General features: G+C 69.0%; 19 protein-coding genes, 1 tRNA gene and 1 pseudogene. 11 read left to right on the top strand and 10 right to left on the bottom strand.

Features of this window, described 5'->3' with window-relative positions:
* Positions 1-3: 3 nt before the first annotated feature.
* The 5 genes from QFZ27_RS15960 to QFZ27_RS15940 form a co-directional block, all read right to left on the bottom strand.
* Complete coding sequence (locus QFZ27_RS15960) at positions 4-360, bottom strand: lipopolysaccharide assembly protein LapA domain-containing protein (protein WP_429227362.1); 357 nt, start codon at positions 358-360, stop codon at positions 4-6.
* A gap of 43 nt (positions 361-403) precedes the next feature.
* Positions 404-688 carry an integration host factor subunit beta gene (gene ihfB / locus QFZ27_RS15955; protein WP_429227361.1) on the bottom strand — a complete coding sequence of 95 codons (285 nt, stop codon included), beginning with the start codon at positions 686-688 and terminating at the stop codon, positions 404-406.
* A gap of 150 nt (positions 689-838) precedes the next feature.
* Positions 839-2104, bottom strand: coding sequence for an MFS transporter (gene tcuC, locus QFZ27_RS15950; protein ID WP_429227360.1), 1266 nt, complete (start codon positions 2102-2104; stop codon positions 839-841).
* Positions 2105-2317: 213 nt separating this feature from the next.
* Positions 2318-4045 (bottom strand): 30S ribosomal protein S1, encoded by a 1728-nt coding sequence (gene rpsA / locus QFZ27_RS15945; protein WP_429227359.1) that lies wholly within the window; start codon positions 4043-4045, stop codon positions 2318-2320.
* A gap of 123 nt (positions 4046-4168) precedes the next feature.
* Positions 4169-4813 (bottom strand): (d)CMP kinase, encoded by a 645-nt coding sequence (locus QFZ27_RS15940; RefSeq protein ID WP_429227357.1) that lies wholly within the window; start codon positions 4811-4813, stop codon positions 4169-4171.
* 252 nt (positions 4814-5065) lie between these two features.
* Between QFZ27_RS15940 and QFZ27_RS15935 the strand changes: the two genes are divergently transcribed.
* The 8 genes from QFZ27_RS15935 to QFZ27_RS15900 all read left to right on the top strand — a co-directional run bounded on the left by QFZ27_RS15935 (position 5066) and on the right by QFZ27_RS15900 (position 10566).
* Positions 5066-5539 (top strand): TIGR02300 family protein, encoded by a 474-nt coding sequence (locus QFZ27_RS15935; protein WP_429227356.1) that lies wholly within the window; start codon positions 5066-5068, stop codon positions 5537-5539.
* 119 nt (positions 5540-5658) lie between these two features.
* Positions 5659-5734, top strand: a tRNA-Ala gene (locus tag QFZ27_RS15930).
* Positions 5735-5853: 119 nt separating this feature from the next.
* On the top strand, positions 5854-6354 hold the full coding sequence (locus QFZ27_RS15925; protein ID WP_429227355.1) for a MarR family winged helix-turn-helix transcriptional regulator: 501 nt from the start codon (positions 5854-5856) through the stop codon (positions 6352-6354).
* Position 6355: 1 nt separating this feature from the next.
* Positions 6356-7606 carry an MFS transporter gene (locus tag QFZ27_RS15920; protein WP_429227354.1) on the top strand — a complete coding sequence of 417 codons (1251 nt, stop codon included), beginning with the start codon at positions 6356-6358 and terminating at the stop codon, positions 7604-7606.
* Between the two features lie 297 nt (positions 7607-7903).
* The gene (locus QFZ27_RS15915) at positions 7904-8398 is read left to right on the top strand and encodes a YciE/YciF ferroxidase family protein (RefSeq protein ID WP_429227353.1); all 495 of its coding nucleotides are present in this window, start codon (positions 7904-7906) and stop codon (positions 8396-8398) included.
* A gap of 140 nt (positions 8399-8538) precedes the next feature.
* Positions 8539-9408 (top strand): SDR family oxidoreductase, encoded by an 870-nt coding sequence (locus tag QFZ27_RS15910; RefSeq protein ID WP_429227352.1) that lies wholly within the window; start codon positions 8539-8541, stop codon positions 9406-9408.
* A 34-nt stretch (positions 9409-9442) separates the two neighbouring features.
* A complete protein-coding gene (locus QFZ27_RS15905; protein ID WP_429227351.1) occupies positions 9443-10054 on the top strand; it encodes a cysteine hydrolase family protein in 612 nt (203 codons plus the stop codon).
* A 209-nt stretch (positions 10055-10263) separates the two neighbouring features.
* Positions 10264-10566, top strand: coding sequence for a hypothetical protein (locus QFZ27_RS15900; RefSeq protein ID WP_429227350.1), 303 nt, complete (start codon positions 10264-10266; stop codon positions 10564-10566).
* A gap of 104 nt (positions 10567-10670) precedes the next feature.
* Here QFZ27_RS15900 and katE read toward each other — a convergent pair.
* The 3 genes and pseudogenes from katE to QFZ27_RS15885 form a co-directional block, all read right to left on the bottom strand.
* Positions 10671-12780, bottom strand: a pseudogene (gene katE / locus QFZ27_RS15895) (catalase).
* 226 nt (positions 12781-13006) lie between these two features.
* Positions 13007-14176: a baeRF3 domain-containing protein gene (locus QFZ27_RS15890; RefSeq protein ID WP_429227349.1), complete on the bottom strand. Its 1170-nt coding sequence runs from the start codon at positions 14174-14176 to the stop codon at positions 13007-13009.
* A gap of 21 nt (positions 14177-14197) precedes the next feature.
* On the bottom strand, positions 14198-14494 hold the full coding sequence (locus QFZ27_RS15885; protein ID WP_429227348.1) for a DUF2934 domain-containing protein: 297 nt from the start codon (positions 14492-14494) through the stop codon (positions 14198-14200).
* A 156-nt stretch (positions 14495-14650) separates the two neighbouring features.
* On the opposite strand from QFZ27_RS15885, the gene QFZ27_RS15880 reads away from it, so the two are divergent.
* Positions 14651-15730 (top strand): flavodoxin family protein, encoded by a 1080-nt coding sequence (locus QFZ27_RS15880; protein WP_429227347.1) that lies wholly within the window; start codon positions 14651-14653, stop codon positions 15728-15730.
* A gap of 6 nt (positions 15731-15736) precedes the next feature.
* Here the strand turns inward: QFZ27_RS15880 and QFZ27_RS15875 are convergent, their stop codons facing one another.
* Positions 15737-16594: an alpha/beta fold hydrolase gene (locus QFZ27_RS15875; protein WP_429227346.1), complete on the bottom strand. Its 858-nt coding sequence runs from the start codon at positions 16592-16594 to the stop codon at positions 15737-15739.
* An 11-nt stretch (positions 16595-16605) separates the two neighbouring features.
* Positions 16606-18363: a thiamine pyrophosphate-dependent enzyme gene (locus QFZ27_RS15870; RefSeq protein WP_429227345.1), complete on the bottom strand. Its 1758-nt coding sequence runs from the start codon at positions 18361-18363 to the stop codon at positions 16606-16608.
* Between the two features lie 166 nt (positions 18364-18529).
* On the opposite strand from QFZ27_RS15870, the gene QFZ27_RS15865 reads away from it, so the two are divergent.
* The gene (locus tag QFZ27_RS15865) at positions 18530-19627 is read left to right on the top strand and encodes an HlyD family secretion protein (protein WP_429227344.1); all 1098 of its coding nucleotides are present in this window, start codon (positions 18530-18532) and stop codon (positions 19625-19627) included.
* Positions 19624-21213, top strand: a complete 1590-nt coding sequence (locus tag QFZ27_RS15860) for a DHA2 family efflux MFS transporter permease subunit (protein ID WP_429227343.1) — start codon at positions 19624-19626, stop codon at positions 21211-21213. The genes QFZ27_RS15865 and QFZ27_RS15860 overlap by 4 nt, the downstream gene beginning before the upstream one ends.
* The last annotated feature ends 6 nt before the right edge of the window (positions 21214-21219 follow it).

Genomic DNA, 21219 nt, shown 5'->3' with positions numbered 1-21219 from the left:
GTGTCAGCGCTGGCCGGCAGCGGGCAGGGCCGGACGGGTCGGATCGCCATTGCGGTTGGCGGTGGCCGGGATGCCGGGGCGCTGCCGCGCCTTCAGCCCCTCCAGATCCTTCTGGGTCGCGGCCAGCCGGGTCTCCAGCCGGCGCATGCGCAGGCCGGTGGCGAAGCGGCCGAACCACAGGACGAGGCCGCCGATCACGACGCCGAACAGCAGCGGCAGCAGCGCCACCAGATAGACCGGCGCGTCGATCCGGAACGGCAGCGGCCAGAGGCCGAGCGTCACCAGCTCGCGGTTGCTGATCGCGAAGGACAGCAGCAGCACGGCGAAGGGGATGGTGACGATCCAGGCGATGTACCGCACGGGCTATCCCTCGTGGTGGGCCGAACCCGGCGTTCCGGGCCCGTCATTCATCGGTGTTCAGCCGCTCGCGCAGCTGCTTGCCGGTCTTGAAGAACGGCACCAGCTTCTCCGACACGTCGACCGCCACGCCGGTGCGCGGGTTGCGCCCGGTGCGCGCGTCGCGGCGCTTCACCGAAAAGGCACCGAAGCCGCGGAGCTCGACCCTCTGGCCCTCCGCCAGAGCCGCCGTGATCCGGTCGAAGATGGTGGTGACGATGCGCTCGACGTCGCGTTGGTAGAGGTGCGGGTTGCGCTCGGCAAGCCGCATGATCAGCTCGGACTTCGTCATGTCCCCCGAATCCCTGTCCGCCGCCTTGTTGTCGACACGGTATGGCCGCGTCGCCTCGCTTGAGTTGGCGGCAAGCGGCGATGGTGCCAGCACGGCCGCGCGAAAGCAAGGGCAAGTGCTTCTGGACAAAGGGATTTCCGGTCCGGGAGATCACTCCGCCGGTCGCATCTCCGGGGCCATGCCGCCGCGGCCGCGGACCATCAGCAGAGTCGCGGCCAGCCCGCAGAGCGCGGCGAAGGACACCCACAGCCCCGGCATCGCCGAATTGCCGGTGGCGTGGATCAGCCAGGTGCAGACCGCCGGGGTGAAGCCGCCGAAGGTCGCGGTGGCCAGGCTGTAGGCCAGCGAGAAGCCGCTGGTGCGCACATCCTCCGGCATCATCTCGGTCAGGAACGGGATCATGGCGCCGTTGTAGCTGCCATAGAGGAAGGACAGCCACAGCTCGACCTCCAGCAGCCGGCCGAAGGACGGGGCCTCGACCAGCCACAGCATCGCCGGATAGGCGGTGACCAGCATCAGCAGGGTGCAGGCGACCAGAATGGGCGTGCGGCCGATCCGGTCGGACAAGGCGCCCGAGAGCGGCAGCCAGACCAGGTTGGTGATGCCGACGCACAGCGTCACCACCAGGCTGTCGATGCTGGCCAGGTGCAGCGCCTGGTTGCCGAAGGTCGGGGTGTAGGCGGTGATCAGGTAGAAGCTGACCGTGGTCATCGTCACCAGCATCATGCCGAGCAGGACGACGGCCCAGTTGTCGGCCAGCGAGCGCATGATCTGCGCCACGGTCGGGCGGCGATGCGCCCGGGCCTGGAAGGCCTCGGTCTCCTGCAGCGAGCGGCGCAGCAGGAAGATCAGCGGCACGATCAGGCAGCCGACCAGCAGCGGCACCCGCCAGCCCCAGAGCGCGACCGAGTCCGGCGGCAGCAGCGTGCTGAGCAGCACGCCGAGCAGGGCGGCGACGATCACCGCCACCTGCTGGCTGCCCGATTGCCAGGCGGTGTAGAAGCCCTTGTTCCCCGGGGTCGCGATCTCGGCCAGGTAGACCGAGACGCCGCCGAGCTCGACCCCGGCCGAGAAGCCCTGCAGCAGCCGGCCGAGCAGGACGAGGACCGGTGCCAGCAGGCCCAGGGTCTCGTAGCCCGGCAGCAGGCCGATGGTCAGGGTGCCGACCGCCATCAGCCCGAGCGTCAGCAGCAGTCCGGCGCGCCGTCCGTGCCGGTCGATATAGGCGCCGAGCACCAGGGCGCCGAGCGGCCGCATCAGGAACCCGGCCCCGAAGGTGCCGAGCGACAGCATCAGCGAGGCGAACTCGCTGTCAGTCGGGAAGAAGACCTTGGCGATGTAGGCGGCGTAATAGCCGTAGACCATGAAGTCGTACATCTCCAGGAAGTTGCCGCTGGAGACGCGGAGGACGGCCATCGCCTTCGATCGGGAGGTCGCGGCTGCGCTCATGAGGGGGGCCTTTCGGAGTTCGGAACCGGCGCTTTCTCTCCCCCCGCCCCGTCCGTCGGCCACCACGGCCGGCTTGTCAATGGTTAGATCGCGTTGGTCACGCCCAAGTCCCGACGCCCCAAAAGAAACGGGCCCGCCTCCTTGCGGAGACGGGCCCGGCCGAGGCCGTGGAGCCTTGGCTTATTTCTCTTCGGTCGTGTTCTCGCGGGCCCGGCGCAGGGCGGCGCCGAGGATGTCGCCGAGCGAGGCACCCGAGTCGGACGAGCCGTACTCCTGCATCGCCTGCTTCTCCTCCTCGGCCTCCTTGGCCTTGATGGAGAGCGAGACCTTGCGGGCGGCGCGGTCGACCTGCATCACCTTGGCGTCGACCTTGTCGCCGACGGAGAAGCGGTCCGGCCGCTGCTCCGACCGGTCGCGCGACAAGTCGGACTTGCGGATGAAGCCGATCAGGCCGTCGCCGACCGAGACCTCGACACCGCCGTCGTTCACTTCCGTGACCGTGCCGGTGACGACCTCACCCTTGCGCAGGCCGCCGGTGCTGGCCGCCTTGTCGAAGGTGTCCTCGGTGAGCTGCTTCATGCCGAGGCTGATGCGCTCCTTCTCGACATCGACGTCGAGGACCTTGACCTTGACCTGGTCGCTCTTCTTGAACTCCTGGATCGCCTCTTCGCCCGGGCGGTCCCAGGCGATGTCGGAGAGGTGAACCATGCCGTCGATCTCGCCCGGCAGGCCGACGAACAGACCGAATTCGGTGATGTTCTTGACCTCGCCCTCGAGCTCGGTGCCGGCCGGGTACTTCTCGGCGAACACTTCCCACGGGTTCGGCAGGCACTGCTTCAGCCCGAGGCTGATGCGGCGCTTCACCGGATCGACGTCGAGCACCATCACCTCGACCTCCTGGGAGGTGGAGACGATCTTGCCCGGATGGACGTTCTTCTTGGTCCAGCTCATCTCCGAGACATGGACCAGGCCTTCGATGCCAGGCTCCAGCTCGACGAAGGCGCCGTAGTCGGTGATGTTGGTCACGCGGCCGCGGAAGCGGGCACCCGCCGGGTACTTGGCGACCACGCCCTCCCACGGATCGGCCTCGAGCTGCTTCATGCCGAGGCTGATACGCTGGGTCTCCGGGTTGAAGCGGACGACCTGGACCTTGACGGCCTGGCCGATCTGCAGCGCCTCGGACGGGTGGTTGATGCGGCGCCACGCGATGTCGGTGACGTGCAGCAGACCGTCGACGCCGCCGAGATCGACGAAGGCGCCGTAGTCGGTGATGTTCTTGACCACGCCCTCGAGGACCTGGCCTTCCTTGAGGTTCGCGACCAGCTCGGAGCGGGCCTCGGCGCGGCTCTCCTCGAGCACGGCGCGGCGCGACACCACGATATTGCCGCGCGAGCGGTCCATCTTGAGGATCTGGAACGGCTGCGGCGTGCCCATCAGCGGGCTGATGTCGCGCACCGGCCGGATGTCGACCTGGCTGCCCGGCAGGAAGGCGACGGCGCCGTTCAGGTCGACGGTAAAGCCGCCCTTGACCTTGCCGAAGATGATGCCGGTGACGCGCAGCTGGTCGGTGAACGACTTCTCGAGCGCGGTCCAGGCCTCTTCACGCTTGGCCTTCTCGCGGGACAGCACGGCCTCGCCGTTCTTGTCCTCCATGCGCTCGATGAACACCTCGACGGTGTCCCCCGGGACGAGCTCGACCTGCTGGCCCGGAACGGCGAATTCCTTGAGCGCCACGCGCCCCTCGGACTTCAGCCCCACATCGATCAGCACCATGTCGTTGTCGACCGAGATCACCCGGCCCTTGACGACGGTACCCTCGAAGCTCTCGGACTGGCCGAGCGACTCCTCGAGAAGGGCAGCAAAGCTTTCCCTCTCGGTCGATTTGACGGCGGCGGAACTAGTAGCCATGAAAACTCCCGTTAGAGACAAACCGGTCGTCGCGCCGGCGGGTCGTCCCGCCTGGGAGAGCGCGATGGCCGGGCCGGGCCCGATGCCCGTATCTCCATCATATGATCGCCGACGGCCCGAGGGTCAGACAGCGTCGCGCGGGGGGCCGATCCGCCGGGACACATAGGCCAGAGCCTGATCGAACACCTGGTCCGCCGTCAGCTGGCTTGTATCCAACAGAAAAGCGTCGCTCGCCGGGACCAAGGGGGCCACGGCGCGGCGACGATCGCGCTCGTCTCTCTGTCTCAGGTCGTCGAGGACCTCGCCGTATATAGACTGGTGGCCGCGCTGCCGCAACTCTTTCCACCGGCGGGCGGCGCGGGTCTCCAGCGTGGCGGTGACGAAGATCTTGGCCGGGGCGTCCGGGCAGATCACGGTGCCGATGTCGCGGCCGTCGAGCACCGCCCCCGGCAGGCGCGCGGCGAAGCGGCGCTGGAAGTCGAGCAGCGCGGTGCGCACGCCGGGGATGGCGGACACCCGGCTGGCCGCCTGGGCCGCGGCGTCGCCGCGCAGCTCCGGGTCGCCGAGCACTGCCGGATCCAGCGCCAGCACCGCGGCGAGGCCGGCGATCGGGTCGTCCGGATTGCCGCCGGCGCGCAGCACGGCGACGGCGACGGCGCGGTACAGCAGGCCGGTGTCGAGATGGTCGAAGCCGTAGGAAGCGGCCAGGCGGCGGGCCAGCGTGCCCTTGCCCGAGGCGGCGGTGCCGTCGATGGCGATGACGGTCATGCCGCCGGGCCCAGGGCGCCGGCCGGGTGCGAGATCACGAGGCGCGAGATCACGAGATGCAAGGCGACCATCCCCATCACCGGCCCCGGGTTGCGCCCCGGGGCGAGAACTGTCGAACCCGCGGGCTGATAGCATGGCCGGGACGGCGGTGGAACGGCGACCGGCCGGTTCGATGACGTTTTGTTTTTGACAGCCGGCATTCTGCGTGGCAGATGGCGCCCTCTATCCCGACATGACCCGAGGAGGGCCGGCGTGGCGAAGCCTGAATGGGGCGCCAAGCGCATCTGCCACAATTGCGGGGCCCGCTACTACGATCTGCAGCGTGACCCGATCATCTGCCCGAAATGCGGCACCGAGTACGACCCGGAGGCCTTCCTGAAGTCGCGCCGGTCGCGGTCCATCATCGTCGATGAGCCGGTCGAGAAGGTGCGTGCCGTCAAGAAGGACGACGACAGCGACGCGCTGGACGAGACCGAGACCGAGGAGGCCGGCGACGACGAGGAGGCGGCCGAGGAGGTCGAGGTGATCGACGAGGGCGACCTCGACGAGACCTTGGTCGAGGAGGACGAGGACATCGCCGCCAAGGAGAAGGCGCCGGCCGACGAGTTCGACGCCGAGGAGGATCTCGTCGAGGACGCGGACGTCCTGATCGAGGATGCCGACGACCTCGGCGAGGAGGATGTCGACGTCGAAATCGAGGATGACGGCGAGGAGCGGAACCGCTGATCGCGGGGCCTGAAAAATTCCTGTAAAAAACCTCTTGCATAGGCGGGGCGGATGAATAAGATCCGGCCCCGCTGACGCCCCCCGGAAAACACCCCGGACGGTGCGTCACCCAGAGTTTCGGGGCCATAGCTCAGCTGGGAGAGCGCTACAATGGCATTGTAGAGGTCAGCGGTTCGATCCCGCTTGGCTCCACCAAGTAAAAGAGGCCTGGCCGGCGACGGCCAGGCCCTTTTCTTTTGTGCACCCCAGCGCAGTGCAAGCGGCAGGCGATCCGACGGAAGGAACCGGCACCGGCCGTTCCATGTTGCGGTCGTATGAATGAGTCATACGTCGCGAACCTGCTCGGTGCCTTCGGGCTGGCGATCACCGATGCGACAGAGGCGGCAGGCGCCGGGGAGCCGCTCTACGAAAGCGCCCATGAAGCGTTGGTGCTGATCGCGAACAATGGCGGCCGCAGCCTGGACTGGCTGCGACGGCGTCTCGACCTCACCCATTCCGGAGCGGTGCGGCTGGCAGATCGCCTGCAGCGCGACGGCCTGCTGACCCGGTCCCGCTCGGGTCGCGAGGTGGCGCTGGCCCTGACTCCGGCCGGGAGCGCCCTGGTCGCGAGGCTGATGGCAGCCCGGTCCCAGGCGCTGGCAGCGCTGCTGGCGCCGCTCGATGCCGGCGACCGTGCGGGGCTCGTCCGCATCATCGACGCGATGCTTTGTGCGAAGCCCCGGCGGCGGGCGGATGCCGATCGCGGCTGCCGGCGGTGCGATTGGGCCTCGTGTGGCGATCGCTGTCCGATCAGCCGCTCCGTATCGGAAGAGTGAGATGGCGATGTCGGGCACCACCCGGCTGACGGCCGTGCTGCTGCTGGCGACCACGGCCGACCAGTTCATGCTCATTGCATTGCTCTGGTTCGTGCTCGAGGAATCGAACGCACCGGCCATGGCGGCCATGGTGGTGCTGGCGCATCAGGTCCCGGCGATCGTCGCCGGGCCATTGGCCGGCAGGCTGCTCGACCGGTACGGCGCCGCCAGGCTCATGGCGACCGACAACCTGGCCCGCGCCCTGGTCCTGGCGGCGGTCCCGCTGCTGCATTGGGTCGGCAGCCTCGACCTCGTCGTCGTCTTTGTCTGTGTCGCCATGGCCGGGGCGCTCTCGCCCTTCACCTATGTGGGATCACGCGCCTTGCTGCCGTCGATGGCGCGAGGGCGCAACCTTGCCGGCGCCAACGGGCTGCTGTCGGTGGGAGACCAGCTGCCCTATATCTTCGGGCCGGCTTTGGGTGGCGCCCTGGCGGCCGCCCTCGGTGGAGCGGCGGCAGTGGCGGTGCCGGTCGCCTGCCTCCTCATCGCCGGGCTGCTCGCCGCCGGTCTTCCCGCCCTGGACCATTCGGCCGGTGAGTCTCCGGACGCCCGAATGGAGAACCACGGCGCCGCCGGCTGGCTGGGCTTCCGTCCGCTGACCTCGGACCCGGCCCTGCGGGCGCTGCTGGCCCTCAGCATCGTCTACTATTTCGCCTATGGCCCGCTGGAGCCGGCGCTCGCCGTGTTCGTGCGCGACCGGCTGGGATCCGGCGCCGCCGGCTTCGGGCTCCTGTGGACCGCATTCGGCATCGGCGCGATGGCCGGCCTGCTGCTCGTCAAAACCCTGTCCCGTCGCGGCCCGGGGCTCATGAACGCGCTGAGCGTCGTCGCCTTCGGCCTGGCAACGGCACCGCTGGCACTCGTCCACAACATGCCGGCGGCAATCGTCTTCATGGCCCTCGGCGGCATCGCCTGGGGGCCGTATGTGGCGCTGGAGGCGTCCGTGATCCAGCGGCGGGTCCCGGCGCGCCACCTTGCCGGGGCCTTCGCCGCGCGGCGTGCAATCCTGTGGACGGCCGCTCCGCTCGGGGTGGGCGCCGGCGGGCTCATGCTGAGGGTCCTGTCGCCCGAGACGGTCATCGGCTTGAGCGCAGGCGCCTGTGTCCTCGCCGGACTTGCCTGCCTGCTCATGCGGGACCTGCGGGCGGTCCGGGATCCGGACGCCGCGGTGGCGACCCCTGCACGCGCCGATGAATCGTTGTCGAACCACTGATGCCGTCGACGAGGTCTGTGGCGTACCCCGTCGGTCCAGCCAGGTCGATCCAGACCGGCGAGATCATCCTCAGAAATGGCAGTAGATCCACGTTGGCTCGCTTCAGATCTTTGAAGTAACGACAGATTATAGTTTGTTACATTTCGCCTTCTCGTTTCGCCGCCTCGTACCGTTTCGCCATCTGGAAAGAAGACTTTCGAGGAACGGAGAGCAGGTGACGCCTATTGACTTGTCGTCTGCGGCACGGCGCGTTCGATCGCTTCCGGCCGTCAGGTGGCAATCGATAGGGGGTAACCCATGGCGACGACTGAAAAGACACTCGACGACCTGTTCCTCGACACGCTGAAGGACATCTACTACGCGGAGAAGCAGATCCTGAAGGCCCTGCCCAAGATGGCGAAGGCCGCCCAATCCGCCGAACTCAAGGCCGCCTTCGAGACGCATCGCGACGAGACCGAGGGCCAGGTCGACCGCCTCGAGAAGGTGTTCGAGCTGCTGGGCAAGCGGGCGCAGGGCAAGACCTGCGACGCCATCATCGGCATCATCGACGAAGGCAAGGAGATCATGGAGGAGTTCAAGAACACCTCCGCGCTCGATGCCGGGCTGCTCTCGGGCGCCCAGGCCGTCGAGCACTACGAGATCTCCCGCTACGGCACGCTGAAGGCCTGGGCCGCCAAGCTGAACATGCCGGAGGCCGTGCGTCTGCTCGAGCAGACGCTGCAGGAGGAGAAGAAGACCGACCAGCTGCTGTCGAAGCTCGCGGAAAGCAGCCTCAACCGGAAGGCGGCCTGATCCGGCGCTGCGGCGAGCGATGATCCGCCCGGCATCGATCCGATGCCGGGCCACGTCCCGCTCGCCGCGTCACGGCCTGCAGGAGATCCTGACGTCCGGCGGCCTGTCTATCGAGGTCCGGACATCCGACGGAGACCATCATGACCGATCCGAAGACGGCCGGCCCGCAGCCGCCTCAGCCGGCACAGCAGCAGCGGCCGCCGGGCACGACGTCCGCGATGGACCCGCGCCCCGACCATGGCGAGGACAGCTATCGCGGCAGCGGCCGCCTGGACGGCAAGGTCGCGCTGATCACCGGCGGGGATTCCGGGATCGGCCGCGCCGTGGCGATCGCCTTTGCCCGGGAGGGCGCCGACGTCCTGATCTCGTATCTGAGCGAGCATGAGGATGCCCGCGAAACCGCCGATTGGGTGACGAAGGCCGGCCGCCGGGCGGTGACGATCGCCGGCGACGTCAGCGACGAAGGCCATTGCCGCGAACTGGTCGAGCAGGCGGTGCGGCAGCTGGGCGGCCTCGACATCCTGGTGAACAACGCCGCCTATCAGATGACTCACGAGACGCTGGAGGAGATCTCCGCCGAGGAGTGGGACAAGACTTTCCGCACCAACATCCACAGCCAGTTCTACCTGTCGAAGGCGGCCGTGGCGCACATGAAGCCCGGCGGCTCGATCGTCAACACAGCCTCGATCAACTCGAAGTCGCCGTCGCCGACCTTGCTGCCCTATGCCACGACCAAAGGGGCGATCGCGAACTTCACCGCGGGGCTGGCCCAGCTGCTGGCCGAGAAAGGCATCCGGGTGAACTGTGTTGCCCCCGGGCCGGTGTGGACACCCCTGATCCCGTCGACCATGCCGCCGGAAAAGGTCGAGCACTTCGGCGAAAACACCCCGTTGGGCCGTGCGGCGCAGCCGGCCGAGCTGGCCCCGGCCTATGTGCTGCTGGCGTCGCAGGAGGCAAGCTACATCACCGGCGCCGTGCTGCCGGTGACCGGCGGCCGCCCCATGCTGTGATGCCCTCGCGGACCCCATCGCCGGCGATGCCGCCGTGACACCCGACAAGGCGCTGCCGTTCGGCCGGCTGGGGGACAGGACGGTTCATCTCTGCATCGACATGCAGGAGCTGTTCGCGCGGCAGACCGCCTGGCACGTACCGTGGGCGCAGCGGACCTCGCCCATGGTGCGCCGCCTCGTCCGCCACCGGCCGGAGCACACCATCTTCACCCGCTTCCTGCCGCCCCGGCAGCCGGACGAGCTGCCCGGCAGCTGGCGGCGCTACTATACCCGCTGGGCGGAGATGACGCGCGGGATGCTGGATCCCAGGCTGCTGGAGCTGGTGCCGATGCTGGTGGAGTTCGTGCCGCCGGCCCTGGTCTTCGACAAGCACGGCTATTCCGCCTTCACGGCCCCAGGGCTCGGTGAGCGGCTTCGCGCCGGCGCGATCGACACGCTCATCCTGTCCGGCGGCGAGACGGATATCTGCGTGCTGGCGACCGCCCTCGGCGCGGTCGACCGGGGCTATCGCCTGGTGCTGGCGGAGGACGCGGTCTGCAGCACCTCCGACGACACCCATGACGATCTGCTCCGGCTCTTCCATGAGCGCTTCTCGCAGCAGATCGAGGTCGCGCCGGTCGATCTGATTCTCGAAGCTTGGCCGTGATCGGGCTGTCTCCTGCGGTGACGCGACCGGAGATGGAATTCGAAGCCTCAGCGGATATGCCCACTCCCCGCTGGAACAACGGCGATTCTGGATATGTTGCAGAAGTGCAGTTCATCGGAGCAGCGGGTTGTTCGGCCACTCGGCACCCCGACTTCAGCCCGTCCTGCTTCGTCCCGTCACGATCCGGCTGTCATGTGAGGAGTACTGCGATGCAAACCTGGCGCGTGTTCAATTCCTCCGGCTCGCCCGTGCCTCTGGACATTCAGGGCGAGGATCTGGTCAGCGCCATGGCCCGGCACCGGGAGGCGCTGCTCGCCGTCGCATTTCCCCAGGGAATCCAGGAGGTCGACAGAGCCTGGATGCATTGGGAACCCACGCTGCTGGACGGCCGTGGGGGAGTGGAGATCCTGGTGACCGGCCTTCGTGACGGCGCGGAGCGGGAAGGCCGCGTGATCATCGAGGCGACGCCCGGCGAGATCGCTCCGGATACCGGGCGCCCGGTCTTCTTCTGATCGGGCAACTGGGCGAGGCCCCTGTCGCTCGGTGCCGCGCGGCAGATCGGGGTGGCGACGGTCGACCAGATCCTCGACGCTTGGCGATGACACGCCGCCGGCCCCTAGCCGGCCGGTGCGCCCTCGCGCTCCCAGAACCGCAGGCGGCCCAGCGCTCCGACGAAGCCCGCCACGGCCCTGGCGCCGGCGATCTCGATCACGCCGGCATCGAGATCGCCGGTGATCCCTGCCTTGCCGAACAGTGGCCGTGCGGCCGGGACGTGGCCGATGAACTTGCAATGGGCGAACGCGTCGGCGACGAAGTCGCGCGCCGCGGGATCGGACAGCAGCGCCGCCACTCCGGTCTCCGAGGGCAGCAACGCCACGGCGTCGTAGAGGACCGCCGGACCGCCTGCAAGCATCTGATCCGCGACGACCTTGCTGCCGTCGCCCGCGGTCACGCCGCCGACCTTCGGCGCGATGATCTCGTGCACCGCTTTTTCGCGCTTCAGCGCCGTGATCAGGCCGTTCAGGATCGCCGCGTCCACGCCGTCGGTGACCAGGATGCCGAGCTTGCGACCCTCGAACCGCTGCGGCCCGTTCTTGAGGATGCTGAGCGCCGGCGACGGCGCCAGATCCTGGCGCGGGGCGACGGCGGCCGGCGCGGGCTTGGGCAGGCCGTCCAGGCCCAGATCCTGCGCCACCGTCTCGGCCAGGCCTTTGTCGATGTTGAGCAGATGCGCGACCAGGCGCTCGCGGATCACCGGAGTCTCGACCTTGCTCAGCTCGAAGGTCAGGGCGGCGGCGATGTGGGCCTGCTCGACCGGCGTCTGGCTGATGTAGAACTGTCGGGCCTGGCTGTAATGATCGGCGAAGCTCTCCGCGCGGATCCGCTGCTTCGGCCCCGCCTCCTCGGCGGCAAAGGACCGGAAGCCCTTCTCCGGCGACTCCCGCGGCCCTTCGCCCCAGGAGTTGGGCTGGTAGTTGGCCCGGCCGGCCGGGTTCCGCATCGCCATGTGCCCGTCCTGCTGGAAGTGATGGAACGGGCATTTCGGCGCGTTGATCGGCAGATGCGTGAAGTTGGCGCTGCCGAGCCGCTTCAGCTGGGTGTCGAGATAGGAGAAGTTGCGGCCCTGCAGCAGCGGGTCGTTCGAGAAGTCGATGCCGGGCGGGACGTTCTGGGTCATGAACGCCACCTGCTCGGTCTCGGCGAAGAAGTTGACCGGCATGCGGTCCAGCACCAGCCGGCCGACCATCCGCGGCGGCAGCACCTCCTCGGGGATGATCTTGGTCGGGTCGAGGATGTCGAAGTCGAACCGGTCGGCGAAGTCCTGGTCGAACAGTTGCACCCGCAGATCCCATTCCGGGAAATTGCCCGACTGGATCGCCTGCCACAGGTCGCGGCGGTGGAAGTCAGGGTCGGCGCCGTTGATCTTCACCGCCTCGTTCCACACCACCGACTGCATCCCGAGCTTCGGCTTCCAGTGGAACTTGACGAAGGTCGACTTTCCGTCGGCATTGACGAAGCGGAAGCTGTGGACGCCGAAGCCCTCCATGAAGCGGAAGGAGCGCGGGATCGCCCGGTCGGACATGACCCACATGATCATGTGCATGCTTTCCGGCGTCAGGCTGATGAAGTCCCAGAAATTGTCATGCGCCGACTGCGCCTGGGGGAAGCCCCGGTCCGGCTCGGGCTTCACCGAATGGATGATATCCGGGAATTTGATCGCGTCCTGGATGAAGAACACCGGGATGTTGTTGCCGACGATGTCCCAGTTGCCCTCGCGGGTGTAGAGCTTGACGGCGAAGCCGCGGACGTCGCGCGCCAGGTCGAAGGAGCCCTTGCTGCCGGCGACGGTGGAGAAGCGGACGAAGGCCGGCGTGCGCTCACCCACCCGCTGGAAGATGTCGGCGCGGGTGACGTCGGTCAGGGCCTCGGTCGTCTCGAAATATCCATGCGCGCCGTAGCCGCGGGCATGCACCACCCGCTCCGGGATCCGCTCATGGTCGAAGTGGAAGATCTTCTCGCGGAAGTGGAAGTCCTCCAGCGCGGTAGGGCCGCGCTCGCCGATCTTGAGCGAGTTCTGGTCGTCCGAGACCGGCCCGCCCTGCGCGGTGGTGAGGACGGGTGTCGCCCCCGGCGACCTGATGCAGTTCGCCCCCATGTCCGCGCAACAGCGTCTGATCGTGGATCGTCGCCCGATCCGGGGCGGCACGCTTGGATGATCTGGCCATGGGAGCTCCCGAGGGGTTGCCTGCGTGGTCCGACACGTCCGCATCGGCTGCGCCATGCAACGCCAACCGGGCGGGCGGCAGCGTGGTTCCACCGATTCCGCGGGACCGTTCCAGCCGCTCATGCGCGACCGCGGCCTCGGGGATCAGGACGCTGGCCCGCCCGCAGGTCGCCATGGTCGAGCAGCCCCTGCCATGTGGTCAGGCCGGCAGTGGCGCGGCAGCTGCCTCAGTAGCGCAGCGCGGCCGCAGCCGGCACCGAGCGCGGCAGCTTGTCCCGCGGCAGGCTGAAGGCGGTGCCGCCGGTCGCCAGCGTCATCACTGCCGCCAGATTCAGCAGGTCCTCCTCGCCGTTCGGGGTGCCGCGCGCTGCGGCGATGCCCCTGCCCTCGTCGAAATGGCCCCAGATCGTCTCGTCCGCGGCGATCAGCAGCGAGTCCACCCGGCCATCGCGCGCGGCGGCCAGGATCTCCTCCAGCCTGATCGCCACCGTGGGCTCTGCCGTTCCCAGCCGGGCCTTGATACGGTCCAGCACCGGTTCCGCCTTGGCCTCTTCCGGCGGCAGGACGGCCAGGGCGGCGTCATGCAGCTCCTGGTCATCCATCCGCGCAGGATGACGGCTCACGAAATCGGGCAATAGCTCCGGCCAGTCACCCGCGTTGCGGACGTGGCCGGCCAGATCCGGCTCGGCGACCAGGACGACCGGCGCCGGGTCACCGGCCAGCCGGCGCCGCACTGCCTTGACCGAGCGGTGCACGAAATCGACGAGCTGGGTCTCGTGCAGCTCCGCCGGACTTTCATAGCTGTGCCGGGCCGCGGAGGCGGCCTCGCCGGCACCGCCGCGCCCGGCCGGATTGGCCTGCTTCGTAGCCTCGACATCGGTCTCCGCCGCCACCTGGTCGAGGGAGCGCGGCAGATCCGGCGGCGTGATGTCGCGGCAGGTCTCGCGCGTCGCCTTGAGCAGCCGCGATCCGCCGGCGCTGATCGCCAGGACGTGGAAATGGTCAGCCGGGCCGAAGCGGTCGAGGATGGGGCGCAGCAGGAAGCGATGTCCGACGGCGCTCATATCCTCCACCGGCGCTTCGTCCAGCGGCAGGGCATGGACGCGATCTTCCGCCAGGAACAGCGCGAAGCCAGGGTCGAGCGAAGGGAAATCGGCGGTGGACAAGGCCTCTTCGCCCGCGGCCAGCAGCGCCTGGCGCTGATCCGGTGCGAGATCGGCGGCCCGCAGCCGCTCCTGCAGCATGTGCTTCAGGTTCCGGCGCTTCGCCCCGAGGCCACCTGCTGCGCGCTGCACCGGCTCGGTGGCAACGTAGAGGGTGACCGCGGGATCATGGGCGGCCACAAGCCATGCCCTGTCCTGCGGGCTGATCGTGGGGTCGGCTGTCGGGTGCGCCATAAGCGGGCCTCCTTCTACAGATCAGCGGGCGCGCTTGCGCTTCCGCTGCGGATAGTCCGGACGCTCGGCCTGGTCGGTCCGGCCGGGCAGATCGCCGAGGGACTCCACGGCCTCGATCGGCTCGACCGGCTCGGGATGGCTGGCTTCCTCGCCATCGGCCGCGACCGGGTTGGGCTTGGTCGCGTTCCGCTGGTTGTCCTCGATCGCGACCAGCTCCCGCGCCATCTCCCAATGCGCCTCCTCCCGGCCGGAGGGGTAGCCTTCCTCGACCCAGATGCGATGCGCATGCGCGCGGATCCGCTGCTCGAGATCGTCCATATCGCTCCTCCTCCGGGATGCCTTCCACTGGCGAACAGGCTCAACGGGAAGGCGGTTCCGGCTGGTTTGGAGCCGCCCTGCCGGTTGGTTCGAGGGAACTCGACCCCGCGGCGCACCGTCATTCCGGACAGGCCCATCGCCGCCGCAGGAGCCGCCGTGACCGATCTCGAACCACGCAAGGGCACACCCAGCCCCCGTTTGGCCGAACCCGAGTTCCGCCGGCGGTTCCTCGGCCAATTCCAGGATCCCGCCTACGATCCGCTGCAGGCGGAGCTCGGCCGGATCGCCGATGCTGCCTGGGACGCCTACAGCCATTCCCGGAAGAGCCCGCACACGCGGAAAGCCGGTCCCGGCTTCGCCGACCCGGATTACGACCTGTCGGTCGACTGGATTGCCGCCCGCGATGCGATCCGCGAGGCGGAGCGCCGCCACGGCGACCCGGCACTGCCGGCGCGGATCCTGCTGGTCTGCGGCTCGTCGCGCAGCGAGCACACCTGCCCCAGCGAGATGTCGAAGACCTTCCGGCTGACCGAGCTGGCGCGGGAGGTCTTCGCCGCCGCGGACGGAGTCGAGGCGGATGTGCTGGACCTCAGCCGGCTGGCCTCCGAATACGGGCGGCACATCCACCCCTGCAAGGCCTGCTTCTCGACCTCGGCCGCGCTGTGCCACTGGCCATGCTCCTGCTATCCGAACCATTCGCTCGGCCAGGTCCATGACTGGATGAACGAGATCTACCCACTCTGGGTCGCGGCGCATGGCGTCATGATCTTGACGCCGGTGAACTGGTACCAGGTCTCCTCGCCGGTGAAGCTGATGATGGACCGGCTGGTCTGCGCCGATGGCGGTAACCCGGACCCGACCTCGACCCAGGGCAAGGACGCCAGACGGGCGAAGGAGATGGAGATGGCGGGCTGGGACTATCCCCGCCACCTCGCCGGCCGGCTGTTCTCGGTCGTCGTTCACGGGGATGTCGAGGGCGCGGAGGGCGTGCGCCGCAGCCTGTCGGACTGGCTGAGCTCCATGAATCTGGTACCGGCCGGGCCGCTGGCGGAGGTCGACCGCTACATCGGCTACTGGGAACCCTACGCCATCAGCCATGCCGCGCTGGATAAGGACCACGCGGTGCAGGAGGAGGTGCGCAACGCGGCGCGAACCCTGCTGGAGGCGGTGATGGCCCAGCGCGTCGGGCGGCAGGTCGCCGCCGGCGCCGCGCTGCGGGAGCCGCGGCAGAAATAGCCGCGGTCAGCCCTTCAGAAATCTCCGCAGCGCGTCGGCCAAGGCCTCCGGCACCTCCTCGGCCATGTGGTGGCCGCAGTCGAGGCCGTGGCCGGTCAGGTCCCTCGCCCAAGGCCGCCAGACCGCCAGCACGTCGCCATAGAGCTCTTCGAGATCGTCGCGCTGCGACCACAGGGCCAGCGTCGGGCATTCGATCCGCCGCCCGGCGCGACGGTCCTCGGCGTCGTGCTCGCGGTCGATGCCGAGCCCGGCGCGATAATCCTCGATCATGCCGTGGACCGTCTCCGGGTCGTGGATCGCCTCGCGGTAATCGGCATAGGCCTCGGCCCCCATCTGCTCGGCGGTGGCGCTGTACCAGGCGTCCGGGTCGGCCAGGATGGCGCGCTCCGGCTTGCTCTTCTGGCCGAAGAAGAACCAGTGCCACCAGGCCTGCGCGAAGCGCGCGTCGCAGCGCTCCAGCGCCTCCAGGATCGGGACTGCGTCGAGCACGGCGAGGTGGCTGATCCGGTCCGGATGGTCCATGGCGGCACGGAAGGCGGTGTAGGCGCCACGGTCATGGCCGACGATGGCGAAGCGGTCGAAGCCCAGCCGCTGCATCAGCGCGACGCAGTCCCGCGCCTTGGCCCGTTTGGACGAGCCGGCATGGTCCGGCGTGTCGGCCGGCTTGGAGGACCGGCCGAAGCCGCGCAAATCCGGGCAGACCACGGTGTGCTCCGCGGCCAGCAGCGGCGCCACCCGGTGCCAGGTTGCATGGGTTCGGGGATGGCCGTGCAGCAACAGCGCCGGCGGCCCGGACCCGCCATGCCGCACCCGCAGCGTGGCTTCCGGCAGCTCGATCATCTGGAGCGCGAAACCCTCGAACATCGCGGCGGCTCCTAAACCAGCTCGCGCACCGTGTCGGAGGCGACGGTCAGAGCGATCTTGCGCCGGGCCGGCGTGCCCCGCGCCAGCGCCTCCGCCAGATGCGCCGCCTGCTTCAGCGTCGCCTTGGCCGGCATCGGCGGCTCATGCGGGTCGACCACCGCCTCGACCAGGGCTGGGCCCGGCGCCGCCATCGCCTCGCGCAGCACCTCGCCGCAGCGGGCCGGGTCGTCCACCGACCAGGCGGCAATGCCGAAGCCGCGCGCCACCGCGGCGAAGTCGATCGGCTGCAGCTCGCAGACATATTCCGGGTTGCCCAGGAACACCATCTGCTCCCATTTGATCTGGCCCAGGGCGTTGTTCTTGATCACCACGATCTTGATGTTGAGGTTGTACTTCACGCAGGTGGCGAGCTCGCCGAGCAGCATGGTCAGGCCGCCGTCGCCGATGAAGCACACCACCTGCCGGTCCGGATAGGCCACTGCCGCGGCGATGGCGTAAGGCAGCCCGCAGGCCATCGAGGCGAGGTTGCCGGAGCAGGAGAACATCATCCCGTCCCGCATCGTCAGGTGCCGCGCCGCCCAGGTGGTGATGGTGCCGGAATCAGTGGCGACGATGGCGTCGTGCCGCAGCAGCTTGTCCAGCTCGTGCGCCACCACCTGCGGTTTCATCGGCATGTCCTGCCGGGTGCCGCGCTCGACCATCAGTGCGTTCCACTCCTCCATTCCCTTCTGCGCCTGCGTCAGGAAGGAGCGGTCGTCGCGATGCTGCAGCCGGGGCAGCAGCGCCTCCAGCACCTTGCGCGCATCGCCCACCAGGCCGGCTTCGACCGGGTGCCGCAGGCCGATGCGCTGCGGGTCGAGGTCGATCTGCACCGCCCGCGCCTGCCCGGGCTTCGGATAGTACTCGATATAGGGGAAGGCGCTGCCGGCGATCAGCAGCGTGTCGCATTCCTCCAGCGCCTCCTGCGACGGCAGGGTGCCGAGCAGGCCGATGCCGCCGGTCGAATACGGGCTGTCGTCCGGCAGCGCGCCCTTGCCGAGCAGCGGCTTGATCACCGGCGCGCCCAGCCGCTCGGCCACCGCCTCCAGCACCTCGCGGGCGCCGAGCGCGCCGCGGCCGGCCAGGATCGCGGTCTTCTTCCCGGAGTTCAGGATCGCGGCGGCCCGAGCGACCTGGTCCTCGCCCGGCATCTGGGCCGGCGGCGCCATCACGTCGGAGACATGGCCGGGCACGTTGCGCTCCGACCGCGTCCGGGCCTCGACCGGCTGCGACTGCATGTCGACCGGGATGGTCACATGGGCGACGCCGCGGCGGCCGAGCGCCGTCCGGCACGCCAGCTCGACCGTGTTCTCGACGTGGTTCGGCCCCATGATCCGGACATTGTAGGCCGCGACATCGGCGAACAGCTTGTCCAGCTCGACATCCTGCTGGGTGAAGGTGTGCACCAGGTCGTGGAATTGCAGCCCGGTGATCGCCAGCACCGGCTGGCCGTCCAGCTTGGCGTCGTACAGCCCGTTCAGCAGATGGATGCCGCCGGGGCCGGAGGTGGCGAGGCAGACGCCCAGCTTCCCGGTCCATTTGGCATAGGCGCAGGCGGCGAAGGCGGCGGCTTCCTCGTGCCGCACCTGGATGAAGCGGATCCGGTCCTGCCGAATCCGCAGCGCCTCGATCACGCCGTTGATGCCGTCGCCGGGGATGCCGAAGACGGTGTCGACACCCCAATCGATCAAGGTTTCGACCAGGACGTCGCCGGCAGTGGGGCGGGCCATCTCGTTTCTCCTGCGTTCGGGGTTCGCCTGGGCAACGGCCGCCGGCAAAAGGCCGTTCCGGCGGGCGGCCCGGAGAAAATTCGTCGCAGGTTGAGCCGGACCGGCGGCCCCTCCTGTTGCCAGGGTGGGACGACGCACCGATCGGCACCGATCGCGAGGGCTTGCCATGACGCCAGACGATGCAGCACGCGCCGAAACGCCGGCGGCGGAGGACCGGAAGCGGGCCGAGCCCGAGGATCGCCGCGGCTTCCTCGCCCGGCACGGAAGGGCGGTGCTGATCGGCTCGGTCGCGGCGGTGGTGCTGCTGGCCGGCGCGGTCGGGTGGTGGCTGCATGCCCGCAATTACGAGAGCACCGACGATGCCTTCATCGATGCCCGCACCGTGTCGGTCAGCCCGCAAGTCAGCGGCGCCATCGTCGACCTCCCGGTGACCGACAACCAGCTGGTCGAGGCCGGCGCCGTGCTGGCCCGGATCGACGACCGCGACTATGCCGCCGCCCTGGCCCAGGCGCGTGCCAAGGTCGACCAGTCCCAGGCGGATATCGCGAACTTCGCGGCCCAGATCGAGGCGCAGCAGGCCAGGGTCGACCAGGCGCGGCTGCAGGTCACCGCCGCCCAGGCCGCACTGCAATTCGCCGAGGATGAGAACAAACGGGCGCAGGATCTGGTGAAGACCGGCGCCGGCACGCAGCAGCGGGCCGACCAGGCGGCGACCGACCTGCGCCAGCGTCAGGCCGATTTCAACGGCGCCCAGTCGGCGCAGACCTCCGCCGACAAGCAACTGGGCGTGCTGCGGGCCCAGGCCCAGGGCGCGGCGGCCGCGCTGGAGCAGGCGCAGGCCTCGCTGCAGCAAGCCCAGGCGAACCAGGACCGCACCGTGCTGACGGCGCCCGTCGCCGGCCGCGTCACCAATCTCTCGGCCGCGCGGGGCGCCTATGCCTCGCCCGGCCAGAGCCTGATGATGCTGGTGCCGCGCGACATCTGGATCACCGCCAACTTCAAGGAGACGCAACTCGACCTCATGCGCGCGGGCCAGCCGGTCTCGATCTCGATCGATGCCTATCCCGGCCGGGACTTCCCCGGCCATGTCGACAGCCAGCAATTCGGCAGCGGCACGGCCTTCGCCCTGCTGCCGGCCGAGAACGCCACCGGCAACTACGTGAAGGTGGTGCAGCGGGTGCCGGTGAAGATCGTGTTCGATCAGCCGCCGGACCTGCCGCTGGGCCCCGGCATGTCGGTGGTGCCGACCGTGACGGTGCGATGAGCGCCGCGGCCGAGGCCGCCGGCAGCCGCTCCGCGGCCGGCGGCCGCAACCCGTGGCTGATCGCCGGCGTGGTCTCGATCGCCACCTTCATGGAGGTGCTGGACACCTCGATCGCCAATGTCGCGCTGCGCCACATCGCCGGCGGCCTCGCCGCCGGGCAGGACGAGAGCACCTGGGTGATCACCAGCTATCTCGTCGCCAACGCCGTGGTGCTGCCGATCAGCGGCTGGCTGTCCGGCGTGGTCGGGCGCAAGCGCTTCTACATGATCTGCGTCGCGCTGTTCAGCGTGAGCTCGCTGCTGTGCGGCCTCTCTTCCAGCCTGGAGATGCTGATCGTCTGCCGGGTGCTGCAGGGGCTCGGCGGCGGCGGGCTGGCGCCGAGCGAGCAGTCGATCCTGGCCGACAGCTTCCCGCCGGAGAAGCGGGCCCAGGCCTTCGGCATCTACGCCATCGCCGTGATCGTCGCCCCGACCTTCGGGCCGACCATCGGCGGCTGGATCACCGACAACTACTCCTGGCACTGGATCTTCCTGATCAACGTGCCGATGGGCATCGCCTCGCTGATCCTGGTGCAGTGGCTGCTGGTCGAGCCGGATATCCTGAAGCAGGAGCGTCGGAAGGCCCTGGCCGGCGGGCTGAAGGTCGACTGGATCGGGTTGCTGCTGGTCGCGCTGTGGCTCGGCTGCCTCGAGGTCATGCTCGACAAGGGCCAGCGCGAGGACTGGTTCGACTCCGCTTTCATCACCGCCTTCGCGGTGATCTCCTTCGTGTCGCTGGTCCTGCTGGTGCCGTGGGAGCTGTCGTGCAAGGACCCGATCGTCGACATCCGGCTGGTGCTGCGCCGCCAGTTCGGCGCCACCTGCCTGGTGATGCTGGCGGTCGGCGCCATCCTCTACAGCTCGACCCAGATCCTGCCGCAGCTGCTGCAGGAGCAATACGGCTACACCGCCACCTGGGCCGGGCTGGCGCTGATGCCCGGCGGGCTGATGATGTTCGTGCTGATGCCGATCTCCTCCCGCCTCACCAACCTGGTGCCGCCGAAATACCTGATCATGGCCGGGATGACGGTGGTGGCGCTGGCGATGTGGCATTTCACCACCCTCTCGCCCGACGCGGATTTCAGCTATTTCGCCTGGTCGCGGGTGTTCCAGATGATCGGGCTGCCGTTCCTGTTCCTGCCGATCACCACCGCCTCCTATGCCGACCTGCCGCCCGACAAGACCGGCCAGGCGGCGGCGCTGATCAACGTGGCGCGCAACCTCGGCGGCTCGATCGGCGTGTCGCTGTCGACCACGCTGCTGGCCCGGAATGCGCAGGTGCACCAGAGCTATCTCGCCGGCCATGCCTCGCCCTCGGCCCTGCCCTATCAGCTGGGGCTGGACCAGGCGACCGCGCATTTCCTGGCCCAGGGCGCAAGCCAGGCCACCGCGCAGCAGCAGGCCTTCGATTGGATCGGCCAGCTGGTCCAGGACCAGGCCACGCTGCTGTCCTATATCGACGTGTTCCAGGCGCTCGCGATCGTGGCCCTGCTGATGGTCCCGGTCGCGCTGCTGCTGCGCCGTGGACAATCCGGCGCGGCGGGCTGACCATTG

This window comes from Inquilinus ginsengisoli, from assembly GCF_050434925.1.
GTDB lineage: Bacteria > Pseudomonadota > Alphaproteobacteria > DSM-16000 > Inquilinaceae > Inquilinus > Inquilinus ginsengisoli_B.
Note: the sequence above shows the minus strand (reverse complement) of the source record. Positions and strands in the feature narration are given on the sequence as shown.

What these genes read in the sequence shown, in the direction of transcription:
- ihfB (WP_429227361.1), bottom strand. Translation starts at nt 688, where the DNA reads ATGACGAAGTCCGAGCTGATCATGCGGCTTGCCGAGCGCAACCCGCAC.
- tcuC (WP_429227360.1), bottom strand. Translation starts at nt 2,104, where the DNA reads ATGGCCGTCCTCCGCGTCTCCAGCGGCAACTTCCTGGAGATGTACGAC.
- rpsA (WP_429227359.1), bottom strand. Translation starts at nt 4,045, where the DNA reads ATGGCTACTAGTTCCGCCGCCGTCAAATCGACCGAGAGGGAAAGCTTT.
- QFZ27_RS15940 (WP_429227357.1), bottom strand. Translation starts at nt 4,813, where the DNA reads ATGACCGTCATCGCCATCGACGGCACCGCCGCCTCGGGCAAGGGCACG.
- QFZ27_RS15925 (WP_429227355.1), top strand. Translation starts at nt 5,854, where the DNA reads ATGAATGAGTCATACGTCGCGAACCTGCTCGGTGCCTTCGGGCTGGCG.
- QFZ27_RS15920 (WP_429227354.1), top strand. Translation starts at nt 6,356, where the DNA reads ATGGCGATGTCGGGCACCACCCGGCTGACGGCCGTGCTGCTGCTGGCG.
- QFZ27_RS15915 (WP_429227353.1), top strand. Translation starts at nt 7,904, where the DNA reads ATGGCGACGACTGAAAAGACACTCGACGACCTGTTCCTCGACACGCTG.
- QFZ27_RS15910 (WP_429227352.1), top strand. Translation starts at nt 8,539, where the DNA reads ATGACCGATCCGAAGACGGCCGGCCCGCAGCCGCCTCAGCCGGCACAG.
- QFZ27_RS15900 (WP_429227350.1), top strand. Translation starts at nt 10,264, where the DNA reads ATGCAAACCTGGCGCGTGTTCAATTCCTCCGGCTCGCCCGTGCCTCTG.
- QFZ27_RS15890 (WP_429227349.1), bottom strand. Translation starts at nt 14,176, where the DNA reads ATGGCGCACCCGACAGCCGACCCCACGATCAGCCCGCAGGACAGGGCA.
- QFZ27_RS15885 (WP_429227348.1), bottom strand. Translation starts at nt 14,494, where the DNA reads ATGGACGATCTCGAGCAGCGGATCCGCGCGCATGCGCATCGCATCTGG.
- QFZ27_RS15875 (WP_429227346.1), bottom strand. Translation starts at nt 16,594, where the DNA reads ATGTTCGAGGGTTTCGCGCTCCAGATGATCGAGCTGCCGGAAGCCACG.
- QFZ27_RS15870 (WP_429227345.1), bottom strand. Translation starts at nt 18,363, where the DNA reads ATGGCCCGCCCCACTGCCGGCGACGTCCTGGTCGAAACCTTGATCGAT.
- QFZ27_RS15865 (WP_429227344.1), top strand. Translation starts at nt 18,530, where the DNA reads ATGACGCCAGACGATGCAGCACGCGCCGAAACGCCGGCGGCGGAGGAC.
- QFZ27_RS15860 (WP_429227343.1), top strand. Translation starts at nt 19,624, where the DNA reads ATGAGCGCCGCGGCCGAGGCCGCCGGCAGCCGCTCCGCGGCCGGCGGC.